The organism is uncultured Anaerovibrio sp. (assembly GCA_902786545.1).
Lineage (GTDB): Bacteria > Bacillota > Negativicutes > Selenomonadales > Selenomonadaceae > Anaerovibrio.
This window is the reverse complement of sequence record CADACU010000006.1, coordinates 46,455-66,440: the sequence shown is the minus strand read 5'-3', so window position 1 is coordinate 66,440 and position 19,986 is coordinate 46,455. Positions and strand designations below refer to the sequence as shown.

Here is a 19,986-nt window from a genome sequence, read left to right as displayed (position 1 = left end):
TACTGTGCCACTTGACCAAAGGCCTTTACTATCGTCCACGCTGTTCCCGCTTTGGCGAGGTTCCCCTCAGTGAACGCAATATCATCGAGCATTATACTGAAGGATATCAAGGCATGGTAATAGGCTATCGAATGTATCATCAGTATGGCCTCACCACACAAGTAGCCAAGAATGTTGAAGTTCTTTCCAATGTTCTGACGGAGAACAGAAAGACCATTCGCAATGTAAAGGTCAGCCGTCTGGACTTAAATTTCGATGATTCCATCTGCCTGGCCATCTCCACCTTGGAAATTCTACAAAATTACAATAGTATCGAGGATATCAACCGCAGCCAACTGGCAGAATATATGAAAAAATATGCGATGAATTACTCCGAGGATGCGGTAATAACCGTACTAAGGAATCGTAAGTACAAAAAATCGACCATTGCCTTTTTGGCCGCATTTCTTGGCTTCTGGAAGATAAAAAATACGCTTCAACAGTATCTATCCAGTCTATCCACGTATGCTATCCCACAAATGGAGGAATTTTATGAACCTGCATGAACATCCGGATGACTTTCATGACCTTCAGGAACTTACCGCTAAATATATTGGCATACCAGCAGTGGCTGTCGAGCGTGACTACTACATAGTAATGATATTGGAAAAGCTTGCTAAAAGCCCATATGCTGATTCTTGTGTATTCAAAGGCGGTACATCCCTCAGCAAATGTTATCCTGGGTCCATCGAAAGATTTTCAGAAGACATTGACCTTACCTATATCCCCCAGACAGACCTCGCTAATAAGCAGTATGATCGTCGCTTGAAACAAATTGAGAAGCACTTGTCCGACGGGTTTCGCCTTGAAAAAATCACGGCAGAAAGAAATGACCGCAACAAGAGCTCCTATGTATGGTTTAATGACCTAAGTGGTGCCAATGGTCGCATAAAACTGGAAATAGGCTCCAGCATTCGTCCAGACCCATATAGCCCTATGACAATGAATACCTATATACAGGAGTATCTGGAATCAAACGGTATGCTCCAAGAAATTGAAGAATTTGGCCTGTCGCCAGTAACTGTTAATACACTTGCAATAGAAAGAACCTTCATAGACAAGGTAATGTCAGTTAAACGCCATGCTATCTGTGGTACCCTGACTGAGAAAATCCGCCATGTCTATGACATAACTATGCTCTTTCAAAGGGCAGACATCCGAAAATTTCTTCAGGACAAGAATGAATTGAAGCGTCTCCTGCAACTAACCAAACAAACAGACAGTTTCTACTTAGAAAAACGCAACCTGCCGGATAATTATTGTCCACTTGGTCCATATGATTTTAATACCTGGAAGGATAATTTTAGCAACAATGCACGACAAAGGTACGAAAAATTGCATGAAACCTTGCTTTATACAGACAAGAAGCAGGATTTCAACTTAGCATTAAAGACCTTTGAGGATTTGAATGAAATCTTTGCATCTATAGGCGAATAGCATCAATTGGAAAATACAGCTGGCGTGTTGCCGGCTGTATTTTATTTGCGTTGGTTTTGCACAAAAAAACCTCCAGCATAAGCGCCGGAGGGGATAATAGAAAGGATTCCATATGATAATATATTACATGAAAATTACTATAATGTTGTGATTTTTTATATGAAATTATGCTTTAAATATCCCTTATACTGCCTGGTGATTCTTCTGGCAGTCCATACAGAGGCATGTTCCAAACCGCTTCAAAGAGAAGTCCTGAACCTTGCTGGTGATTGGTTTCCCACAGTCTACACAAACAATACCGCTGGTAGAACTTCCTCTTACCACTGGTCGTGGCTTTGGTGTTTCTGCTGCTGCAAATTGGTCCGTCTTGATGTCTGCCTCTGGATCATCTCCGGTAGATATATTAAAGGCCATCATATAAGCATACTTGATACTGGCGGTTTCTGCTTTCATAACTGCCTTATCTCCACTATCTTGACCATTGCCAAGACCTGCAATATCTACATATTCTCCCGATTCAGAATCAATAAGACGGATGTTCATCTGAACAGTGGCCAGATGCTCCTGATTTCCCTTGGCCGACGACACATGACATCCTATATTAAGCATATTATTACTCCTAGGTGAAATTCCTTCTCTAACCTACACGCAGAAATACGATTCAAACAAATTATACATCCTGGAGCAGGCTCAAATGATACTGCTAAATCCCCAAAATCTGGTACAAAGATTCATCAATAATGCGATAGTGTTTCTTTAAAAATGGACTGTAATAGGTCTTGTCATTGAAGAACCGCATGTTGTAGGCTGTGGCAAATGCCACCTCAGCCGCATAAGGTATCATAGGATTTCCCTCAGCGTGACTGTAATCCCGGTTTGTATCCCACAACAGCCATTTCCCATCTCGCTCATGGAAAAGACTTTTAGTGGTCCAGTCATACCGGAAGGTCATTGGGAAACCTTCCCCTACCCTGTACGGACCGCCTATATAGGTGTCATGCTCCCGCCAATACTCATCGGAAAACTGCACCGATATTACCTTGATGGTAATCTGATACTTTGGCGGAGCGTATTGCTGCACATCCACCGTATTTTTGTCAGCATAATAACCCACACCCATACCGCCATCAATCAGCACCCAGTCTCCGTCAGCCATAGTAGCGGGATAATTTTCGGCAAAAGCCGTCACCGACAACATAACCAGGGCCACCAGAGTCAACAACGCACATCTCAATTTTTTCACATCAACCATCCTTTCCTTAAAAATTAGTCGTTAATCATATCTGAATAGAGATTCTTCCCCCATATAATTTTATCCTGCAAAAATCACCATATTTTTCCGAAACAAAAAAACAGGTCTATGGGCCCCATAAACTGACAACTTATTCAGGTGGAATTTGAAACTCCAAATGAATTTAGTCGAATATTGATGAAATGTTTGAGGATATTTTGAAATGAAAAAGCCCCCCATAAGTTAGATTACTTAGTCTAACTTATGGGGGTCTCTACAACTTGGTCTAACTTATGGGGGTCTTTTTATGATTTTTTAGGTAGGACTTTTTATGATTTTTTAGGTAGGACTGACAATGCCTAAATGCCCTAAAAATCTACATCTTCCCTAATAACCTGCAAGCCACATACTCCTATTCAAACTCAATAGTAGCTGGTGGTTTGGAAGTGCAATCATACATTACCCGGTTTACGCCTTTGACCTCGTTTACAATCCGATTAGTCACCTTGTGAAGCACCTCCCAAGGAATCTGGGCGCTTTCCGCGGTCATAAAATCACTGGTCATTACTGCCCGTAGGGCAATGGCATAGTCATAGGTTCTAAAGTCGCCCATAACACCTACGGACCGCATATTGGTCAATGCTGCAAAATACTGGCCAAGATTCTTGTCCACCCCAGCCTTGGCAATTTCCTCCCGGTAAATTGCATCAGCATCCTGAACAATCTTTACCTTCTCAGCCGTTACCTCGCCAATAATTCGGATGCCCAAACCAGGCCCCGGGAATGGCTGACGATTAACTAAATACTCCGGAATCTCCAGTTCCCGGCCAGCCTTGCGAACCTCATCCTTAAAGAGCAACCGCAGTGGCTCCACGATTTCCTTAAAGTCAACATAATCCGGCAAACCACCTACATTGTGATGAGATTTTATCACAGCCGACTTGCCTAAACCGCTCTCAATAACATCCGGATAAATGGTACCCTGTACCAGGAAATCTACCGCACCAATTTTCTTGGCCTCTTCCTCGAATACCCTGATAAACTCCTCGCCGATAATTTTTCGTTTAGCCTCCGGCTCAGTTACCCCCTTCAGCTTCTCATAAAAGCGCTCCTGGGCATTCACCCGGATAAAGTTCAAATCATAAGGACCATCCGGACCAAATACAGCTTCCACCTGATCCCCCTCATCCTTGCGAAGCAGACCATGGTCTACAAATACACAGGTAAGCTGTTTGCCTATGGCCTTAGACAAGAGTACAGCTGCCACAGAGGAATCTACTCCACCAGACAGGGCACACAATGCCTTACCATTACCAATTTTTTCCTTCAATTGCTGGATAGTAGTAGCTACAAAGGAATCCATTCGCCAATCACCGGCACACTCACAAACCTTGTATACAAAGTTGCTGAGCATCTTGGATCCCTCTACAGAGTGGAGAACCTCCGGATGAAACTGCACTGCGTAAATCTTTCTTGCCGCATCCTCCATACCAGCCACCGGGCATACAGGAGTGTCCGCTGTTACAGCAAATCCTTCCGGGGCCTTGGCAATATAATCTGTATGACTCATCCAGCAGATGGTCTTTGGTGATACTCCGTCAAATAATTTTGAAGAAGAACTCTTGACGGAAACCTCAGTTTTGCCATACTCACTGACTGGCGCCGTTTCCACCTTGCCACCTAGGAGATGGGCAATAAGCTGGGAACCGTAGCAAATCCCCAACACCGGTATCCCCAACTCAAAAATTTCCGTGCTAATAGTAGCGGATTCAGGCTTATAAACGCTATTAGGACCACCAGTAAAAATAATGCCTTTTGGATTCATTTCCTTAATCTTCTCAATGCTTAAGGTATTTGGATGAACCTCACAGTACACATTACATTCGCGGACACGACGGGCAATCAGCTGATTGTACTGACCACCAAAATCCAATACCAGTATCATTTCATTTGCCAAGAGCGTTATCCTCCTTCAAATCTTATAAATTCGATAAAACATCCTAAAATAGTATATCATAAGGAATTTAAAGAAGCAAAACGGGATGCCGCTATTTTATGATAGCCAGCATCCCTGTTTCACTTCTTATTCATTGTCCATATCTGATAAATACTGTTCTATGGCATCTCGGGCCGCTTCATAGTTAAATCCCTTGGAATATAAATACTGCATCATCTTGGGAAATTCTACCGACGTTTTGTACTTCCGTTGCAATACCCGACCTGCTTTTTCCAATTCCCGGTCATAAATATCCTCCGGAACACAGGAACGGACCAACTCACTGTCATATCCTTTCTGCATCAGCTTGGCACAAATCTGCTTTACGCTGTAACTGGATGACTCATAGAGATATGCAAACCTCCTCTGGCAGCCAGCCTCATCATCAACATAATGCTTATCCTGCAACCATTGGATGGTTTCCTGTATTTCGCCCTGATCATAATCTTTTCTGGTCAATTTTTCCTTTAGCCGACGAACGCTTTGGTCACTGCGGGCCAGCATTTCTACCGCCTTGGCCTTGGCTGAAATCTTTGGTACATTTTTTCGGTTATTCATCACTGCCTGCTGTCTTGGTCTTCTTGGTTGGTGAAGTCAATCTCTGCATAACTTCATCATCCTTCAGCATTTCATGGAGCTGTTCTTCAATTTCATTCATCAACTCCGGCTGGTTTCGCAAAATTTCCTTGACGGTATCCTTACCCTGCCCCAAACGGTTGCCCTTGTAGGAATACCAGGAGCCACTCTTTTGAAGGATATCCAAATCAGCCGCAATATCAATAAGGCTGCCCTCACGGGAAACACCCTCACCGTACATAATATCAAATTCAGCGGTCTTAAATGGTGGCGCTACCTTATTCTTTACCACCTTTACCCGGGTCCGGTTACCAATAATATTGGTCCCCTGCTTTATCTGGTCATACTTGCGGACATCCAGACGAACCGATGCGTAGAACTTCAATGCCCGGCCACCGGTGGTGGTTTCCGGATTGCCATACATAACTCCTACCTTTTCACGGATCTGGTTAATAAAGATGGCTGTAGTCCTGGATTTGCTGATAACACCGGTCAATTTCCGCATAGCCTGGCTCATCAGTCGTGCCAACAGGCCAACATGTGCATCACCCATATCGCCTTCGATCTCTGCCTTTGGTACCAAAGCAGCTACCGAGTCCACAACTATAATATCAATAGCACCACTTCTCACTAACGCTTCAGCAATTTCCAGAGCCTGCTCACCGGTATCCGGCTGGGAAATCAACAGATTATCAATATCTACACCCAACTTTTTTGCATAAACTGGATCAAGGGCATGCTCGGCATCAATAAAGGCAGCAATACCGCCATTCTTCTGCGCCTCAGCAATCATATGAAGGGTTACCGTGGTTTTACCGGAGGATTCAGGACCATAAATCTCAATAATACGCCCCCGTGGTATGCCACCAACCCCCAACGCAATATCCAACGGCATAATACCTGTCGGAATAACCTCCACATTCATATCATTGGCTGCATCACCCAGCCGCATAATAGCCCCTTTTCCGTAGTCCTTTTCAATCTGTTTCAGGGCACTTTTTAACGCTTCTTCCTTTTCCATTAAGTAAAATTCTCCCTTCTATATTTGAAAATTTATTGCTTCGTTTTAGAATATGTATTCGATATTTTCATATCACTGTTATGTATTATACCAAACAAAAGTTTTTTATTCAATACAATTTGTCTGGCTGGACACTTTTTGTCATTTTCTTAATTATATTCACATTATATCAGTATTATAATAAAAAATGAAGCTATTTGTACCAAATAGCTTCATTTTATTTTAAATTCGTAATATGTTACACATATTTTTTCTCATGTTTTTCTTCTTTGTGCTTGTTCCAACCAATCATATCAGCGAACCGAACGGTTATGATATAGAATGCAGGAATAATGAATATACTTATACAGGTGGCGAATAACATACCACCAACTACGGCCACACCCATACCATTTCGAGCCGCCGCTCCAGCACCGGTAGCACTGGCCAGTGGCAAACAACCAATAATAAAGGCGAAGGAAGTCATAAGTATTGGACGAAGACGCAGACCGGCCGCCTCGATAGCCGCCTTCAGCGGATTCATACCGGCATCTGCCCTGGCCTTGGCAAATTCTACAATCAAAATCGCATTCTTTGCCGATAAACCGATGAGCATAATAACACCAATCTGCATATACACACTGTTCTGCAATCCGGCATTGTAAGAACCCAGCAATGTCTCAAACAGGCTTACGGCCAGCTCGGAGAACAATGCACCAAAAATACCTACCGGCACCGACATTAGAACAGCAAACGGCACGCTCCAGCTTTCGTAAAGAGCGGCCAAACACAGGAAGACAAACACCAAAGCCAAGGCCAAAACCTGACCGGTGGAGCTGCCCGACTTAACTTCCTCACGGGCCTGCCCGGACCACTCTACATTGAAGCCGGCCGGAGCAACCTCAGCAACAACCTCGCTCATAGCCTGAATAGCCTGACCAGAGGAATAACCGCTGCCAGCATTGCCCTGGAAAGACATCGCCTTGGCGGCATTAAACCGATGTACAATGGATGGTGCCGTACTGAGCTTAGGAGTCAACAGAGCCTCCAACGGTATCATCTTTCCTTCGCTATTGCGAACATACATAAACCGCATATCCTCAGCCGCTGTACGATATGCCTTGTCAGCCTGCAGTACAACCTTATATGTACGGCCAAACTGGTTGAAGTCATTTACCTGACTACCACCATAGAAAATCTGCATGGTGTTGAATATGTCAGACAAAGCCACATTCATACTCTTGGCCTTATCACGGTCAATATCATATTGAATAATCGGTGAATTTATCTTGTAAGTGCACCGAACGCCCTGCAGCTCCGGCCGCTGATTAGCTGCCGCTACAATCTTCTGGGCAGTTTCATTCAGCTCCTCATCAGTATGACCTGACAAATCCTGCAGCTCCATCTGCCAGCCACCTACGGTACCCAGACCTGGCAAAGCCGGCATATTAAAGGCTACCACCTGAGCTTCCGGAGCAACCTTGGCCCCTGCCCCAAAGGTTTTCATTATCAAGGAATTTATGGACTGATCCGGTGCTGTTCGGTCATCCCAGCCATCCAGTCCAACGAACATGGTACCGGCACTTGGCTTGGAGCCAAAGGAGAAGATATCAAAGCCAGTAATGGCCATGACATTCTTTACGCCAGGAATACCCTGAATTGCCTCAGACACCTTGTCCATGGTAATTTCTGTCTGATTGATGGAAGTACCTTCCGGCAAGGACACCGATACAGCATAGTACCCCTGGTCCTCATCCGGAACGAAGGTAGACGGTACTACCTTGTACAGGAGACCAGTCAAGCCAGTAACCACCACTATCAGGATTACCGCATATCTGGCATTGGATATAAACCAGGCTACACTTCCCTGATAGCTTATCCGCATATCATTAAACTTCTCATTAAATTTCGAGAAAAATCTATCCAGCACTCCATCGCCTTTATGTTCAACATCCACTGGTTTCAGTATAGTTGCACAAAGAGCCGGTGTAAGGGTCAATGCCACAAAGGCCGACAAAGCCATTGAAATAGCAATAGTCAAGGCAAACTGCCGATACAGTACACCCATCATACCACCCAGGAAGGCCACCGGCACAAATACTGCTGCCAGTACGAAAGCAATAGCCACAACCGGACCCTGTACCTCATCCATAGCCCGCTCGGTAGCATCTATTGGGGTAAGGCCCGTACTCATGTGGTGCTCAACATTCTCGATTACCACTATAGCATCATCTACTACCAGACCAATGGCCAATACCATAGCAAACAGCGTCAGGGTATTGATGGAAAAGTCCAAAATGATAAATGCCACAAAGGTACCTATAAGAGAAACCGGCACAGCCAGCAACGGAATAACGGTCGCCCGCCAGTTCTGCAGGAATATGAATACAACCAATACTACCAGCAGCAACGCCTCGAAGAAGGTCTCCACAACCTCCCGGATGGAGGTACCAATATAGTCAGTAGTATCAACAATATACCGCAGCTGCAAATCAGGTGGGAATTCCTTCTCAGCTTCTGCCAAAATCTTGCGGCATTCCGCTACAGTGGTCATTGTATTGGCATCTTCTGTCAGCTGAATACCAAAACCTACAGTATTTTTTATCCCATTCATCTTAGGGAATACCATATATTGAGTGGCGCCATTTTCAATCTTGGCCACATCCTTCAAATGCACCATGGAGCCATTGCTGTCCGTCTTGACAACAATTTCTCCAAACTGCTCCGGTGTAACCAAACGGCCATCGATCTTGCCGGTAAACTGTTTTTCCTGCATATCGCTGATAGGCAATGCACCCACCGTACCAGCCGGAGCCTGCAAGTTCTGCTCCTTTACGGCAGCAGCAATATCGTTAACCGTAAGATTCATTTCCGCCAAGCGGTCCGGATTCAACCAAATGCGAATGGAATGGTCAGCACCGAATATCTGCACTGAACCTACACCATCTACACGCTTTATCTTATCAATAACATAAATATCTGCATAATTCTTTATCCAAGTTGTATCAAAGGTGCTGTTAGGTGACAGCATGGACACCATCAAGGCCATATCATTGGATGACTTCTTGGTAACCACACCATTGGTCTTAACGCTGTCCGGCAAGCTGGAATTGGCTACAGCAACCGAATTCTGCACCTTTACCGCATCCATATCACCATCAGTACCCAGCTCAAACACAACCGACAGGGAATAATAACCCGAGTCCGAGGCATTGGAATTCATATAATCCATGCCCTGAATACCGTTGACCTGCTGCTCGATTACCTGGGCCACCGTTTCATTAAGTACATTGGCATTGGCGCCTATATAAGTAGTACTTACTGAAATAGTCGGTGGTGATATCTGAGGATACATGGCTATAGGCAGCTGAACAGCCGCTAACAGACCACCGATAACGATAATAAGGGATATAACTATAGCAAATATCGGTCTATGTATGAAAAATTTAGACACCCGTCTACCCCCTTATTCGTGTTTATCAATAAATGTGAAACCCATTTCTTCAGCAGTAACCATGGTTACCTTCATTTCTGTACCTTCAGCCAGATTGGTCAAGCCTTCAACCACAATTTTTTCCTTGCCGGAGAGACCCTTCTTGATAACATAATAGCTGCCTACTGTTTCACCCAATTCTACTGGGATAACCACAGACTTGTTATCTTCACCTACAGCAATAACGAAGGATTTACCCAATAACTGCTGTACAGCCCGCTGTGGCACCAAAATAGCATCCTTGATAGTATCCCCCACCAGACGGGCACGGGCAAACATACCAGGAATCAACACACCACGGGAATTATCAAACTGAGCCTTAACCAAAAGGGATGAAGTATTACCTTCCATAGACCGGTCCACTTCAACCACATTGCCCAATGCCGGATATTCCTTACCATCACTAAGCACAATACGGACATTCTTGGTTGGCAAGGCCATGCCAGGTACAACATCCTGGCCTACATACTTGAGATACTCTGCCTCACTTATACTGAACTGTACCATCATCGGATTGCTGGTACCAATCGTAACCAATGCTGTAGTTCCAGCTGCTGCAAATGTTCCCACAGCTACATCATCAACGGCCAGTTTGCCGCTCATCGGTGCATAAACCACTGTATCATCCAAATTTTGCTGGGCAGTCTGCACCAAAGCTTCCATAGCGGAAACATTGGCCTCCAGCGCATTAACCTGGGCCTGCTGATTGGTTACAACCTGCTCAGATACGGCATTGGCCGCAAACAACTGCTGATTACGGGACAATTCCACCTTGGCATTGTTAAGATTGGCCTGAGCCTGAGCCAGATTAGCCTGGGCATTCAAAAGCGCTGCCTGATAGGTCCTGGAATCAATGCGATACAAGGCCTGGCCAGCTTCCACCTGGTCGCCGCCCTTGATGTATTTTTCCACAATAGTTCCGGAAACCTTGGAAGTTACCTTGGTAGTATCCTTCCCCTTTACTGTCCCCGGATATTCCAGAGTTAGCGGCGTATCCCGGCGAATAACCTCCATGGCTTTCACCTGCGGCTCGCCACCCCCCCGGCGCATGCCGGCCATCTGCCCCATCAGGAACATATACCCACCAATGATTGCCGCAATAACAATCACAGCAAATATCACTATACCTCTTTTTGATAACAAATTATATTCCTCCTTAACAGACATACATCCAAAATTAACAAATTTATTCATCAGCAAAACCAGACTCGAATTATATCTACTACGAAATAATTCGAGCCTAGTAAAACATTGTCATTATACTAAGGTTTGATTAAAATTTCATTAGATTTTTATATTTCAATAACTTCCAGGTCATCAGGCACAAAAACATTGCCGCTGAAATACTGCTTTGCTTCAGCAGAATAAGCCTTTTTCCGGGTATCTATGGTCTTATCCTCAGTATGATAGAGAACCAGATTTTTTACGCCTAAGGTCTGGGCCAGCTCAGCAGCTTCCTTGCAGGTGCTGTGATGCTTTTCATATGGCTTGAAAATTTCCCGGTCCTCGTATTTGCAGAAGGCCTCGGAAAGCAGCCAGTCAGAGCCCTGGGCATACTCTACACACCCCTCGTTGTATGGCTCGTCTCCCAAGCAGGTCAGCAGCTTGCCATCATCCGCAAACTTCATCTGATAGCCATATTGCTTGGCTTTTGTCGAATAAATATCAAATACATCAATGGAAAAATGCGGCAGCTCTATTACCTGTCCATCCCAAATTTCGTGGATGATTATATTCTCGCCAATATTTTCAAAATCTTTCCGCTTCAGCATCATCTCACACATGTTGAGCAGAATATCCTTTACTTCGTCGTGACAATAAATGTGGAATACATCGTTGTATTTTCCGCTATTCATCAGCGAAGAAATCTTTCTGATGACCCATACACCCCCCATTATATGATCGGTATGGGCATGGGTGACAAACATATGATGCAGCTTGTTGTAATCAGCTCCGGCCAACTCCAACTGACGCAATATACCGTTGCCACCACCAGCATCAGTCAAAAACAGCTCGCCCCCATCAACCTCAATGAGAAAACAAGTGTTAAATACCTTGGTGACCATAGCATTACCTGTACCTAAGAAAATAATCTTTTTCATACTGTTTCCTCCTATAACACAGTACTTAACCCAACTATCTCATAATTTTTTATTTTTGTAGGTTTCCATAATCTAATAATAAAGGACTGTAACGAATAACGCAACAGTCCTTTAAAATTTTTGCTTAATTATTTAATTTTTCTAATGCTTGTTTGGCAGCCTGCTGCTCCGCAGCTTTTTTGCTTGGACCGGTTCCAATTCCTAAAACTTCATCATTAAGCCTTACCTCAAACTCAAAGATTTTTGCATGATCCGGGCCAGTTGCCCCCAGCATTTCATAGTGGATTTTATTCTCACCATGACACTGAATAAGCTCCTGCAAAATTGTCTTATAATCCTTGACCTTGGTTACGCCGGACTCCACCTGCTTCAGATGATCCTCCAGCTGACGGATAACATAATTCAATGCCTTCATCCATCCCTGGTCCATATAAATGGCTCCAATTACTGCTTCAAAAGCGTCCTCCAGCATTGAAGACCGCCGACGCCCGCCGGAAAGCAATTCTCCGTGACCAAGCAGTAAATAATCCCCTAAATTCAGTTCAGCAGCCCGACTGGACAAACTAGCCTCACATACCACTGCTGCCCGGGATTTGGTAAGCTCTCCCTCAGGAAGTTCTGGGAAATGTTCAAAAAGATAGGTGCTGATAGCAAGCTCCAGCACCGCATCTCCTAAAAACTCCAAGCGTTCATTATGTTCTACCTTAAAGCGAGACTCATTGGCGTAGGAAGTATGGGTAAGGGCCTGATGGAGCCAGCAGATGTTATTAAACCTGACACCCAACCGGCTTGCCAACCCTTCCAGCCGCTTCCTGCGTTCCGGGGTCACACGCTCCTTCATAATAAATCACTCAACTTTTTACTTAGAATATTTTTTTAATACAATACAAGCGTTATGTCCACCAAAGCCCAAGTTATTGGACAGTGCCGCACGGACAGTCTTTGCCTTGGCCTTGTTAGGTACATAATCAAGGTCCAGACCCTCGTCTGGAGTTTCATAGTTAATAGTTGGTGGCAGCATATCATTCTCAACAGCTAACGCAGTTGCAATACATTCAATACCACCAGCAGCACCAAGAAGGTGACCAGTCATGGACTTGATGGAGCTGACGGATACATCCTTGGCATGCTCGCCCCATACAGTCTTGATAGCCTCAGTCTCAGTCAAATCATTGAGGTGTGTGGAAGTACCATGGGCATTGATATAATCAACATCAGATGGTTTCAACCCGGCATCCTTAAGAGCAGTTGCCATACATTTTGCTGCCATCTCGCCGTGCGGTGCCGGACTGGTGATATGATAAGCATCAGAATTTGCACCATAACCAACGATTTCAGCATAGATGTGCGCACCACGCTTTTCGGCATGCTCCAGTGTCTCCATAACAACAATACCAGCGCCCTCACCCATAACGAAACCACTGCGGTTTGCATCAAATGGACGGGAAGCATGTGCCGGATCATCATTGTGGTCGCTGCACAATGCCTTCATAGAACAGAAACCTGCTACAGCGGCCTGAGAAATGCTGGCCTCTGTGCCACCAGCCACCATAACATCAGCATCCCCCCGCTGAAGCACGCGGAAAGCATCACCAATGTTATTAGTACCAGTTGCACAAGCTGTTACTACGCAGCTGCTTGGACCCTTCAATCCCAAAGCAATGGAAACATGACCAGCAGCCATATTACCAATCATCATAGGAATAAAGAATGGACTAATCTTGTTAGGTCCCTTGTCAAACAGCTTCTCATACTGACCATGCATGGTCTCTATACCACCGATACCACTACCTACGAAGGTACCGATACGGTCGCAATCCTCAGCCTCAAGGTTCAGCTTGGCATCTTCAACAGCCATCTTTGCTGCAGCAACAGCAAACTGGGCATAACGGTCGATGCGCTTAGCCTCCTTCTTGTCCATGTAGTCAGCAGGATCAAAATCTTTTACCTCACCAGCAATCTGGGACTTGTACTCAGTTGCATCAAAGCGGGTAATCTTATCAATACCATTTTTGCCTTCCAGCAGGGATTTCCAAAAAACATCCTTGCCGGTACCAACTGGGCTGACTACGCCTAGGCCGGTAATTACAACACGATTAGACAAAATTAACACCTCACATTTCAATTTATAGCGGCAACCTCTGCCTTTATCTGCTGGAATATCTCTTCTACAGTCAATATCTTATCTATTGTTGGCAAATATTCACCAGTAAATACAAGACCTGTTTCCACATCACCCTGCTGGGCACGACTAAGCGCCCGGATAATGCAGAAATTGTGCTTGCAGGCCTTCAGACAGTTATCGCATTTGGTTGGCGGTACAGGACCTTCCATGATTCTTGCAGCCCATGGATTTTTCACTGCACGGCCAGGCAAACCTACCGGACTATGAATAACTACTACATCCTCCGGCTTGGCCTTTAAATAATAATTCTTCAAAGCTGGGGCACTGTTGGCCTCAACACTGGCAGCAAAGCGGGAGCCCATTTGGACACCACTTACACCCATCTTTATTAAATCAGCTATGTCCTGACCATGGAGAACACCACCAGCAGCAATTACTGGAATATCAACGGACGCCACGATATCAGGAATGATGTCCTTAATGGACTGATCAGTTCCCAAGTGACCGCCAGCTTCCTTGCCTTCCACCACAATCGCTGCAGCACCAAGACGCTGAGAAATTTTCGCTAATTTTACAGATGATACAATAGGAACTACAGGAGTACCGGATTTCTGTCCCAGTCCAAAAATATCACGGGAAAACCCTGCACCAGCCACCACCAGGTCAATACCTTCATCAATAGCTGTTGTTACAATTTCAGCAAATTTCTTTGCTGCAAACATTATATTGATACCGATAATCCCCTTGGATAAAGCCCGTGCCATCCTGATTTCATATCGAAGTTCATCATTTGTCATTCCAGAAGCAGCAATCAAACCGATACCACCTTGGTTCGCAACAGCTGCTGCCAGCCTGCCAGTTGATAAACGGATTGCCATGCCGCCTTGAATGATTGGCATCTTTGCAATTTTGTCGCCAATCTTAAGCTCAGGAAGTTTCAAAATTACTCCTCCATTCATGGGCGGTACTCACCTTTTTTAGAAAGTCCCGCGAAATAATTTCACGGGACTTTCGTTAAAGGCAAGACGCAAAAGCTTATTTGTTCTGATCAATGAAAGTTACAACATCCTGAACAGTCTTAATCTTTTCAGCCGCGCTATCTGGAATCTCAATACCAAACTCTTCCTCAAATGCCATGATGAGCTCAACGATATCCAGAGAATCAGCACCCAAATCATCGATGAAAGTGGACTCGATTGCTACATCATCAGGATCAACACTCAACTGATCAACTACGATCTCTACTACTTTTTCAAAAGTTGTCATTTAGTTCACCTCCTTAAACAAGGTTCATCTATAATCCATATTACATAACCATACCGCCATCAACATTGATGACCTGGCCAGTAATATAAGATGCTTCATCAGATACCAGGAAGCTTACAGCATTGGCCACATCCTCCGGATTGCCAACACGCCCCATAGGTATCCCTTCAACCATGGCCTCCCGCACCTTTTCCGGCAATACAGAAGTCATATCTGTATTGATATAGCCAGGTGCAACCATATTAACTGTAATACCTCTGGAAGCAAGCTCCTTGGCCATAGACTTGGAAAAACCAAGTATACCGGCCTTAGCAGCCGCATAATTCGCCTGACCGGCATTACCGGTGAGACCAACTACAGAAGCCATATTTACAATGCGACCGGAACGCTTCTTCATCATCAGCTTGGAAACAGCCTTGGTACAGTAGAACACGCCCTTCAGGTTGGTGTCCAGCACTGCGTCCCAATCCTCTTCCTTCATCCGCATAAGCAGACCATCCCGGGTAATACCCGCATTATTAACCAAAATATCAATACCACCAAAGGCATCGACAACTTCCTTGACCATCGCCTCAACGGCCTCGCCATTGGATACATCCGCCTGAACGACCATGGCCTTACCGCCAGCGGCTTCGATAGCTGCTTTAACATCTTCAGCTGCCTTGGCATTGCCTGCATAGTTAATAGCTACTGCAGCTCCTTCGAAAGCCAGTTTTAAAGCAATGGCCCGGCCTATCCCACGGGAACCGCCAGTAACAAGCGCTGTCTTTCCATCTAAGTGCATATTAACGAACCTCCTTGAAATAGTCAAGCGTTTTTTCCAATGACTCAACATCCTCAACATTAAGGCTCTTAATTTCCTTGTCAATACGCCGATTAAAGCCGCACAGTGTCTTGCCTGGGCCAGCCTCCAACAGAGTATTGGCACCAAATGCCTGCATCTGGGCAACGCAGTCCTCCCAAAGAACCGGGCTGGCCGCCTGAGCAACCAGACTTGCCTTGAGCTCGTCTGCATTGGTTAAAATGTGGGCATTAACATTAACAACTACTGGAATTTTAGCATCTGACAAGGTAACCTTATCCAGCTCAACAGCCAGCTTTTCAGCAGCAGGCTTCATAAGAGTGCTGTGGAATGGGGCACTTACAGGTAAAATAACCGCCTTCTTGGCACCAGCTGCCTTCAGCTCTTCCACAGCCTTTTCCACACCAGCAGTAGCACCGGCAATTACCGTCTGTCCAGGGCAATTCAAGTTTACGGCCTGAACAGGACTTTCGGAGTTAATTTTTCCGCAAATCTCTATAATTTTATCTCTATCAACACCGATAATGGCTGCCATTCCGCCTTCACCAACCGGAACAGCCTCCTGCATAAATTCACCACGCTTATGTACCAGTGATACCGCATCCTGGAACTTAAGCACGCCAGCGGCTACCAGAGCGGAATACTCACCCAGGCTGTGACCTCCTGTAATATCAGGCTGAATGCCATTTTCCTTAAGAATTTCGTTGGCAATGCAGCTGATGGTAAGAATAGCCGGCTGGGTATTGGCAGTAAGCTTCAAATCCTCTTCCGGACCCTCGAAACACATCTTCATAATGGAATAACCAAGTGCCTCATCAGCTTCCTTGAACAGCTTCTTGGCCACATCATAGTGGTCATAGAAATCCTTGCCCATACCAACCTTCTGTGCTCCCTGACCAGGGAAAACAAATGCAAGTTTACTCATTTTTAATTCTCCATAGCAAAATTATTTAACGAAATCGTTAATTCGATCCTTGACTGGATTAAGACCAGCTACCAAATCCTCAATGATTTTAGCAACAGGCTTAATGTCATCAAACATACCGGAAATCTGGCCAATCATTACGGAACCGTTTTCCACATCACCCTTATGAGTAGCCAAATTCAGACGGCCAGCGCCGAACTTCTCCAGTTCTTCAACACTTGCCTGTCTGGCTTCCATCTCAGCATATTCACGGGTCATCTTATTGCTGATAACCCGGACAGGATGACCGGTAGAACGGCCAGTAACCACGGTAGAACGGTCCTTTGCCTTCAAAACCAGATTTTTATAATTTTCATGAGCAATACACTCTTCGGATACAACAAATCTTGAGCCCATCTGAACACCGGAAGCACCCAAAGCAATAGCCGCAGCAATACCACGGGAATCACCGATACCGCCGGCAGCAATTACCGGAACATCAACGGCATCAACTACCTGTGGAACCAATGCCATAGTAGTAATGTCACCAATGTGACCGCCGGATTCAGTACCCTCGGCAATAACTGCATCCACGCCGGAACGCACCAAACGCTTTGCCAAGGCTACGGAAGCCACCACAGGAATAACCTTGGTGCCAATTTCCTTTAATGCTGGCAGATATTCAGCTGGATTGCCGGCGCCAGTAGTAACCACTGGAACCCGCTCGTCCACAACCACCTGCATAACCTCCTTAACAAAAGGAGACATCAGCATTATATTTACACCAAATGGCTTATCAGTCCACTTTTTGGTCTTCTGAATTTCTGCCCTGAGAATGTCCGGCGGCATATGTCCGGCACCAATAATGCCCAGACCACCTGCGTTGGAAACAGCGGAAGCCAGCTCAGCTGTACCAATCCATGCCATACCACCCTGGAAAATAGGGTATTTAATATTTAATAATTTACAAATGGCATTTTCCTCAAACATGTTAATCCTCCTTAGACCACCTGATAATGCATGACGCCCAGGTAAGACCCGCGCCGAAACCAGACAGTGCTATTATATCGCCTTTCTTAAAGCGCTTCTCAGCAGCAGCCTCAGCCAATGCAATCGGTATGCAGGCCGCCGACATATTTCCATACTTATGAATATTAACTACAACCTTATCCATTGGCATCTTCAAACGCTTGGCAGCAGAGTTTATGATACGGATGTTGGCCTGATGTGGCACCAGCCAATCAATCTCTTCCTGCTTCATGCCAATGTTTTCCAAAGAACGCTTAACGGTATTTCCCATTGCCTTAACAGCAAATTTGAATACTTCTTTACCATTCATATGGATGAGATTAAGTCTTTGGTCAATGGAGTCCTTGCTCACCGGCATAGCACTGCCGCTGGACGGTATCTGAATAGCGTCACCGCCAGAACCGTCACTGCCCAGATCAAAGCCCAGGAGTCCGTAGCCTTCCTCCACTGGTCCCAACACTGCTGCGCCGGCGCCATCACCAAACAGCACGCAAGTGTTGCGGTCTTCCCAATTTATATATTTTGAAAGAGTTTCTGCCCCAATTACCAAGGTCTTCTTGTAGGCGCCGCACTCAATGAACTGAGACGCCACTGTAAGTCCATAGGCAAATCCGGCACAAGCGGCGGACAAATCAAAGGCTGCCGCTTTTTTGGCCCCCAGCCGGTCCTGTATCATACACGCAGTAGATGGGATAATCCGGTCAGAGGTCAATGTAGCTACAATTATTAGATCGAGATCCTCTGGAGATACATTGGCATCCTTCAGGGCCATTTCAGCTGCCTTGATTGCCAAATCCGATGTAGCTACATCATCAGCCGCAATCCGGCGCTCTTTAATTCCAGTTCTCTCAGTAATCCACTCATCACTTGTATCAACGATCTTTTCCAAATCGCTGTTTGTGAGTATCTTTTCCGGGAGATAGTAACCTGTACCCAATATTCCCGCATTAAATTGTTTCGCTGTCATTCTTGAGCATCTCCTCCTTCTCTATACTATCTCTTATGCGTTCAACCACATTGCCCTTAACATATTCGTTGGCCACATTGATGGCACTGCAAATAGATTTAGCAGTGGAGGAGCCATGACAAATTATACAGCAGCCATTAACTCCCAGCAAAGGTGCACCACCATATTCGGTAACATCCAGACGCTTGCCCAGCTTTTTAAGGGCCGGCATAACCAAAAAGGCCCCCAGTCTGGCCAGCACACCGCCGTTTTTAATGGCATCTTTGATAAGGTCAAGCAAGGTTACTGCCAAACCCTCTGCAAATTTTAACACAATATTACCAACAAATCCATCACAAATTACCACATCAGCCATACCTGTTGGTATATCCCGGCCTTCAACATTTCCGATGAAATTTATGGAATCCATACTCTTCAGCATAGGATAAGTTGTCTGGACCTTCTTATTGCCCTTGGTTTCCTCTTCACCTACATTTAACAGCCCCACCTTTGGATTTTTTATCCCATAGACATATTGACTGTAAATGGAACCCATAAGTGCCATCTCAGTCAAATCCCTCGGTTTACTGTCCACAATGGCCCCGGAATCCAAAAGCAGTACCAAACCATCGGAAGTAGGTAATGGTGTCGCAATAGATGGACGGTCCACCCCTTTTATGGTGCGGAGCAGCAACTTAGCTGCTGCCGTTGCTGCGCCAGTACTTCCCGCCGAAACAACTCCATCACACTCACCGCTCTTTACCAACCTGGTGGCCACCACCAGGCTGGAGTCTTTCTTCTTTCTTATGGCATCCACCGGATGTTCACCCATTTCAATGACTTGAGTGGTATGGTGAATTGAGATATTTTTTATATTCTGAGCATCATTCGCCCTTAGCTCAGCTTCAATTTGTTCCTGATCTCCAACCAGAACAATTTCACAATCATATTTCTTTGCGGCTTCAATTGCCCCCATAACGATCTGCTTTGGTGCGTAATCCCCGCCCATTGCATCTACTGCAAGTTTCAATTTTAAGCCT

The 19,986-nt window shown here is 45.2% G+C and carries 19 protein-coding genes; 2 read left to right on the top strand and 17 right to left on the bottom strand.

Annotated elements, in window-relative coordinates:
- Together QZV24_RS02285 and QZV24_RS02280 are read left to right on the top strand one after the other, a co-directional pair.
- Positions 1 to 545 (top strand): hypothetical protein (locus tag QZV24_RS02285; protein WP_294519522.1); only part of this gene is annotated, 545 nt, incomplete at its 5' end.
- On the top strand, positions 532 to 1,476 hold the full coding sequence (locus QZV24_RS02280; protein WP_294519519.1) for a nucleotidyl transferase AbiEii/AbiGii toxin family protein: 945 nt from the start codon (positions 532 to 534) through the stop codon (positions 1,474 to 1,476). The genes QZV24_RS02285 and QZV24_RS02280, both read left to right, overlap by 14 nt.
- Before the next feature lie 183 nt (positions 1,477 to 1,659).
- Here the strand turns inward: QZV24_RS02280 and QZV24_RS02275 are convergent, their stop codons facing one another.
- The 17 genes from QZV24_RS02275 to plsX all read right to left on the bottom strand — a co-directional run bounded on the left by QZV24_RS02275 (position 1,660) and on the right by plsX (position 19,976).
- Positions 1,660 to 2,085, bottom strand: a complete 426-nt coding sequence (locus QZV24_RS02275; RefSeq protein ID WP_294519516.1) for an ERF family protein — start codon at positions 2,083 to 2,085, stop codon at positions 1,660 to 1,662.
- A gap of 94 nt (positions 2,086 to 2,179) precedes the next feature.
- Complete coding sequence (locus QZV24_RS02270) at positions 2,180 to 2,719, bottom strand: hypothetical protein (RefSeq protein ID WP_294519513.1); 540 nt, start codon at positions 2,717 to 2,719, stop codon at positions 2,180 to 2,182.
- Positions 2,720 to 3,119: 400 nt separating this feature from the next.
- On the bottom strand, positions 3,120 to 4,652 hold the full coding sequence (gene guaA / locus QZV24_RS02265; protein WP_294519530.1) for a glutamine-hydrolyzing GMP synthase: 1,533 nt from the start codon (positions 4,650 to 4,652) through the stop codon (positions 3,120 to 3,122).
- Between the two features lie 138 nt (positions 4,653 to 4,790).
- Positions 4,791 to 5,261: a regulatory protein RecX gene (locus QZV24_RS02260; RefSeq protein WP_294519510.1), complete on the bottom strand. Its 471-nt coding sequence runs from the start codon at positions 5,259 to 5,261 to the stop codon at positions 4,791 to 4,793.
- Complete coding sequence (recA, locus tag QZV24_RS02255) at positions 5,254 to 6,300, bottom strand: recombinase RecA (RefSeq protein ID WP_290657566.1); 1,047 nt, start codon at positions 6,298 to 6,300, stop codon at positions 5,254 to 5,256. The genes QZV24_RS02260 and recA overlap by 8 nt, the downstream gene beginning before the upstream one ends.
- A 238-nt stretch (positions 6,301 to 6,538) precedes the next feature.
- Positions 6,539 to 9,733: an efflux RND transporter permease subunit gene (locus tag QZV24_RS02250; RefSeq protein ID WP_294519506.1), complete on the bottom strand. Its 3,195-nt coding sequence runs from the start codon at positions 9,731 to 9,733 to the stop codon at positions 6,539 to 6,541.
- A gap of 12 nt (positions 9,734 to 9,745) precedes the next feature.
- Positions 9,746 to 10,915 (bottom strand): efflux RND transporter periplasmic adaptor subunit, encoded by a 1,170-nt coding sequence (locus tag QZV24_RS02245; RefSeq protein ID WP_294519503.1) that lies wholly within the window; start codon positions 10,913 to 10,915, stop codon positions 9,746 to 9,748.
- Positions 10,916 to 11,064: 149 nt separating this feature from the next.
- A complete protein-coding gene (locus QZV24_RS02240) occupies positions 11,065 to 11,874 on the bottom strand; it encodes an MBL fold metallo-hydrolase (RefSeq protein ID WP_294519500.1) in 810 nt (269 codons plus the stop codon).
- Positions 11,875 to 11,998: 124 nt separating this feature from the next.
- Positions 11,999 to 12,715, bottom strand: coding sequence for a ribonuclease III (gene rnc / locus QZV24_RS02235; RefSeq protein ID WP_290657574.1), 717 nt, complete (start codon positions 12,713 to 12,715; stop codon positions 11,999 to 12,001).
- Positions 12,716 to 12,733: 18 nt separating this feature from the next.
- Complete coding sequence (gene fabF / locus QZV24_RS02230) at positions 12,734 to 13,978, bottom strand: beta-ketoacyl-ACP synthase II (protein ID WP_294519489.1); 1,245 nt, start codon at positions 13,976 to 13,978, stop codon at positions 12,734 to 12,736.
- A gap of 17 nt (positions 13,979 to 13,995) precedes the next feature.
- Positions 13,996 to 14,940, bottom strand: a complete 945-nt coding sequence (locus QZV24_RS02225; RefSeq protein ID WP_294519486.1) for a nitronate monooxygenase family protein — start codon at positions 14,938 to 14,940, stop codon at positions 13,996 to 13,998.
- A gap of 94 nt (positions 14,941 to 15,034) precedes the next feature.
- Complete coding sequence (locus QZV24_RS02220; RefSeq protein WP_294519483.1) at positions 15,035 to 15,265, bottom strand: acyl carrier protein; 231 nt, start codon at positions 15,263 to 15,265, stop codon at positions 15,035 to 15,037.
- Between the two features lie 40 nt (positions 15,266 to 15,305).
- Complete coding sequence (gene fabG / locus QZV24_RS02215) at positions 15,306 to 16,049, bottom strand: 3-oxoacyl-[acyl-carrier-protein] reductase (protein ID WP_294519480.1); 744 nt, start codon at positions 16,047 to 16,049, stop codon at positions 15,306 to 15,308.
- Position 16,050: 1 nt separating this feature from the next.
- Entirely contained in the window at positions 16,051 to 16,992 is a 942-nt protein-coding gene (gene fabD / locus QZV24_RS02210) for an ACP S-malonyltransferase (RefSeq protein WP_294519477.1), read from the bottom strand.
- Positions 16,993 to 17,013: 21 nt separating this feature from the next.
- Positions 17,014 to 17,961 (bottom strand): enoyl-[acyl-carrier-protein] reductase FabK, encoded by a 948-nt coding sequence (gene fabK, locus QZV24_RS02205; RefSeq protein WP_290657586.1) that lies wholly within the window; start codon positions 17,959 to 17,961, stop codon positions 17,014 to 17,016.
- Position 17,962: 1 nt separating this feature from the next.
- On the bottom strand, positions 17,963 to 18,967 hold the full coding sequence (locus tag QZV24_RS02200; protein WP_290657588.1) for a beta-ketoacyl-ACP synthase III: 1,005 nt from the start codon (positions 18,965 to 18,967) through the stop codon (positions 17,963 to 17,965).
- Entirely contained in the window at positions 18,948 to 19,976 is a 1,029-nt protein-coding gene (gene plsX, locus QZV24_RS02195; RefSeq protein WP_294519473.1) for a phosphate acyltransferase PlsX, read from the bottom strand. Before plsX ends, QZV24_RS02200 begins: the two co-directional genes overlap by 20 nt.
- Positions 19,977 to 19,986: the final 10 nt, after the last annotated feature.